This is a genomic window from Catenulispora pinisilvae (assembly GCF_015356865.1).
GTDB lineage: Bacteria > Actinomycetota > Actinomycetes > Streptomycetales > Catenulisporaceae > Catenulispora > Catenulispora pinisilvae.
Window position 1 is genome coordinate 1 of record NZ_JAAFZA010000435.1, and the last position, 4,018, is coordinate 4,018.

The 4,018-nt window shown below is 71.1% G+C and carries 3 protein-coding genes and 2 pseudogenes; 3 read left to right on the forward strand and 2 right to left on the reverse strand.

Annotated elements, in window-relative coordinates; translation table 11 throughout:
* A pseudogene (locus IZR01_RS51860) lies at positions 1-297 on the forward strand (hypothetical protein); the annotation flags it as partial.
* Between the two features lie 182 nt (positions 298-479).
* On the opposite strand, the gene IZR01_RS48470 reads toward IZR01_RS51860, so the two are convergent.
* Both IZR01_RS48470 and IZR01_RS48475 read right to left on the reverse strand, forming a co-directional pair.
* Positions 480-758, reverse strand: coding sequence for an Lrp/AsnC family transcriptional regulator (locus IZR01_RS48470; protein ID WP_194899897.1), 279 nt, complete (start codon positions 756-758; stop codon positions 480-482).
* 71 nt (positions 759-829) lie between these two features.
* The gene (locus IZR01_RS48475; protein ID WP_323746776.1) at positions 830-1,621 is read right to left on the reverse strand and encodes a rhomboid family intramembrane serine protease; all 792 of its coding nucleotides are present in this window, start codon (positions 1,619-1,621) and stop codon (positions 830-832) included.
* Between the two features lie 186 nt (positions 1,622-1,807).
* Here IZR01_RS48475 and IZR01_RS48480 point away from each other — a divergent pair, with 186 nt between their 5' ends.
* Together IZR01_RS48480 and IZR01_RS48485 are read left to right on the forward strand one after the other, a co-directional pair.
* Complete coding sequence (locus IZR01_RS48480; protein ID WP_194899896.1) at positions 1,808-3,133, forward strand: NYN domain-containing protein; 1,326 nt, start codon at positions 1,808-1,810, stop codon at positions 3,131-3,133.
* 145 nt (positions 3,134-3,278) lie between these two features.
* Positions 3,279-4,018, forward strand: a pseudogene (locus IZR01_RS48485) (hypothetical protein); the annotation flags it as partial.

Genomic DNA, 4,018 nt, shown 5'->3' on the forward strand with positions numbered 1-4,018 from the left:
CCCCCGGCCCCGTCCCCGGTCGGCGCCGGTATGAACGGCGGCGGCATGGGCTCCACCGGCTCCTTCCAGAGCGCGGGCTCCGGCTCCTACCAGAGCGCGGGCAACAACGGCACCAACGCCGCGGCCCTGACGCAGACCATGGCCCCGATCCGGCCGCAGATGCCGGCCCCGCAGCAGATGGGCGGCGGGCAGCAGCCCCCGTTCATGGGCGGCGGCAACGGCATGGGCCAGCCCTCGGTCCCGTCCCAGCCCTCCCCGATGCGCGGCTTCCTCATCGACGAGGACCCCGACGCCTGACGGCGGCGGCACGACCCGGCCGTAGAGCCGGCGCACCACCCGCACTCACACAATGACGTGGCGTCACGGGCCCCGCCTTCCTCTTGGGAGGCGGGGTTTGGCGTTTACCGGGAATTCTTAATGCGTTCGTAGGGGGTTTCCCCTAGGAGTGGGTCGTGCTGAGGGCGCTGCCGCACGCTGCCTCAGTCCAGCCCGAGCGAGAACGCCGCCTCCAGGTCCAGGGCGCTGTAAGTCCGGAACGACACATGGGTGACCGTGTGGCTGACCCCGGCCACCTTGTTCACCCCGCCCGGGATCACATCGGCGAGCTGGTCGTGCTCCCGCACCCGCACCATGGCGATCAGGTCGTACTCGCCGGTCACGGAGTAGACCTCACTCACCCCGGCCAACCGGGAGATCTTCTCGGCGACCTCGGGGATGGCATCCACGTCGGTTTTGATCAGGACGATGGCGGTGATCACGGCGGCTCCTTCGCGCGGGACTGCGGGACTGCGGGTCCGCGGGACTGCGGTCTGCGGATCTGCGGGACTGTCTAGCGATGGTATTGGCCGTACGGGTCCTCCGGATCGGCGGACCGGTAGTCCGGCGTCAACGGCGGCGGCGTCGGCGGGGTCTCGGCGGCCGGTGCCCGCGCCGGTCCGCTGGGCCCTCGCCCGATGACCAGCGCCGCGTAGAGAAGTCCTAATACGAATCCCGACACATGTGCGTAGTACGCGACGTCCGTGGACCCGGCCACCCCGAGCGTCTGCTGGAACTGCGGCAGCTGAAGGACGAACCAGCCGCCGAGCACCAGCCACGCCGGGACCCGCATCGGGATGAACCACAGGAACGGCACCAGCATCGTCACCTTGGCGTACGGGAACAGGTACACGTACGCGCCCAGCACCGTCGCGATCGCCCCCGAGGCCCCGACCAGCGGGCCGGTGGCGGTCGGATCGGACCAGGCGAAGGCGTAGGTGCTGGCCGCGCCGCCGATGATGTAGAACGCCAGGTAGTGCAGCCGCCCGAGCACGTCCTCGACGTTGTCGCCGAAGATGTACAGGAACAGCATGTTCCCCAGCAGGTGGATCCACCCGGCGTGGACGAACATCGCGGTGAATACCGGCCAGACCGGGTTCCCGTGCCCGTTCCCCAGCAGCTGCGCCGGGATGGCGCCGTAGTGGTACAGGTACGCGTTCTCCTTGGCCTTGCGCGCGGCGTCGGGGTCTATCCCGGCGAAGGCGATCGGCCCGGAAAGGAACACCACGACGTTCGCGATGATCAGACCGTAGGTGACGAAGGATCTCCGGGTGGCCGGGTTCTTGTCGTGAATGGGGATCACCACAGTTGCATCATGGCGTATCACCGTGCGCGCGGGAGATCCGAAACGCGGCGCGGAGGGCCTACCTTTAGATGAGAGCTTGGTGCGGGCACAAGCGCGGCCGATAAGGTCGGCGGATCAGCGCCGCTAAAGTCGGCGGATCAGCAACGATGCCCGGAGGATTCCGGCGAGGCGAGGGAGTGGGACGAGGTGAGCTCAGCGGAGGGTGAACGTCTCACCATCACGCTGCCGGACTCCGTGCGCCAGCGGGTCGTGGAGATCGCCTCCGACGCCCTGGGCAAGCTCCCGGCGGGCGAGGTCCCGGCCCCGCTGCGGCCGTTCGCCAAGTTCGCCCCCGGCAAACGCGCCAAAGCCGCGGCGATCCCGATGGCGGCCGCTCTGGAGAGCGACGGGGCGTTCCGCACACGGGTCGCCGAACGCGTGCGCGAAAGCGCCCCGGATCTGTCCGACTCCCTGTACGCGGGAGTGGTACCGGCCGCCGCGGACCCGCACGAGGTCGCGGCGGTCGCTTATGTGCTGCGTCCGCAGGGCTGGACCGGGATGGTCAAGGACGCCCTGGAAGCGGTGTCGCAGGGGGCTCGGGCGGCGGCCGGCGAGGCCGCGGAGAACGAGGTCGCGCGGCTCACCGCCGAGAGCGTCGAGCTGCGGGAGGCGGCGCGGCAGGCCACGGACGAGCTGCGGACCGTGCAGGAGGAGGCACGCCGCGAGGGCGACCAGTTACGTCGCAAGGTGCGGCAGCTGGAGGCCGATATGCGGCGGGCTCAGGCGGCCGCGCGCACGACCGAGACGGCTCTGGAGACCGAGCGCGCCTCGGCGGCCGCCGCCGCGTCAGCGTCAGAGGCCGAACTACGGCGCCTGCGGACGCGCCTGGCGGCCGCGGAGTCGGCGTTGGACACGGCGCGGCGTTCGGCCCGCTCCGGGCGCTCTGAAGGGGACATGCGGCTGCGTTTGTTACTGGACACGGTGACCGGCGCGGTGAAGGGCATCGAGCGTGAGTTGGCGCTGCCGCCGACGGAGACGAGGCCGGCGGACACGGTCGGGGCGGCGTCTCCAGACTCTGTCGCTCCCTCTGACATGTCTGTGCAGGGGCGCGCTAAAGATGATCCCGCGCTATTGGATCAGTACCTAGCGCTCCCCATGGTCCACCTAGTAGTGGATGGCTATAACGTCACCAAGACCGGCTACCCGACCCTGTCCCTGGCCGAGCAGCGGGTACGGCTGGTCGGCGGGCTGGCGGCGCTGGCCGCGCGGACCGGGGCCGAGGTGACGTGTGTCTTCGACGGGGCCGCGCTGGACGGCCCGGTGCGGCTGACCCAGCCCAGGGGAGTGCGGGTGCTGTTCTCCGCGCCCGGGGAGATCGCCGACGAGCTGATCCGGCGCCTGGTGGCCGCCGAGCCGGCCGGGCGGCCGGTGGTCGTGGTGTCCTCGGACCGCGAGGTGGCCGAGGGGGTGCGCCGGTCGGGGGCGCGTCCGGTTCCGGCGTCGATGCTGCTCAACCGGCTGGCCCGATCCTGATTCCGATTTGTCGGAGTTGTTCTATCTGCCAGCCGATCACCTATTTGAGTGGATGATCCTTGCTTGCCGGTGTCCGCTGGGTCTAGGTTCGTGCGCTGTTCTACCGGTATCAGCCAGCGTGCCCTTATGCGGAGGTCATCACAGAATGGCGCCTCACAGTACGAAGCGATTATCGCGGCGCCGCGCGTCGGATCGGGCCTCGGCCCGGGCGTCGGCGCTGCCCGCCCGGGGCCGCACCGTGGCCGCCGCGGCGCTGACCGCCATGGCCGCCGCCGCGGGCGTGGTCACCACCGCCGCCGCGGCCCCGGCCGCCGGCCCCGGCTCCGGAGACGGTGACCAGGCTTCGGTGAAGACCCAGATCGCCGCGCTGTACCGCCAGGCCGACCAGCTGACGCAGACCTATGACGCGGCCCAGGAGCAGGCCGGCAAGCTGGGCCTGGCGGTGCAGCGTTCGCAGACCGCCCTCCAGGCCATGCAGGCCGACTACCAGCGCCAGCGCACCACCCTCGGCGCCTTCGCGGCCGACCAGTACCGCGCTGGGGGCGTGGACGACCGCCTGGCCCTGATGCTCGCCGACCACCCCGACACCTTCCTGGGCAACGAGGCCATGGCCGCCCGCCTCTCCGACGAGCAGCGCCGCAAGATCGCCGAGGTGGTCGAGGAACGCCGGCGGATCGACCAACTCCAGCACGCCGCCGCCGACCAACTCTCGGCCCTGGACCAGACCCGCGACGCCGCGGCCCAGTCCCGCACGCAGGTAGCGGGGCAGCTCCGCAAGGCGCAGGCCCTCCTGGCCACCCTGTCCGCCCCGCAACGCGCCGCCGCCGTCCAGGCCGACCTCGGCACCGACCCCGGCTCGGACTTCACCGGCCAGCAGGCGGACCC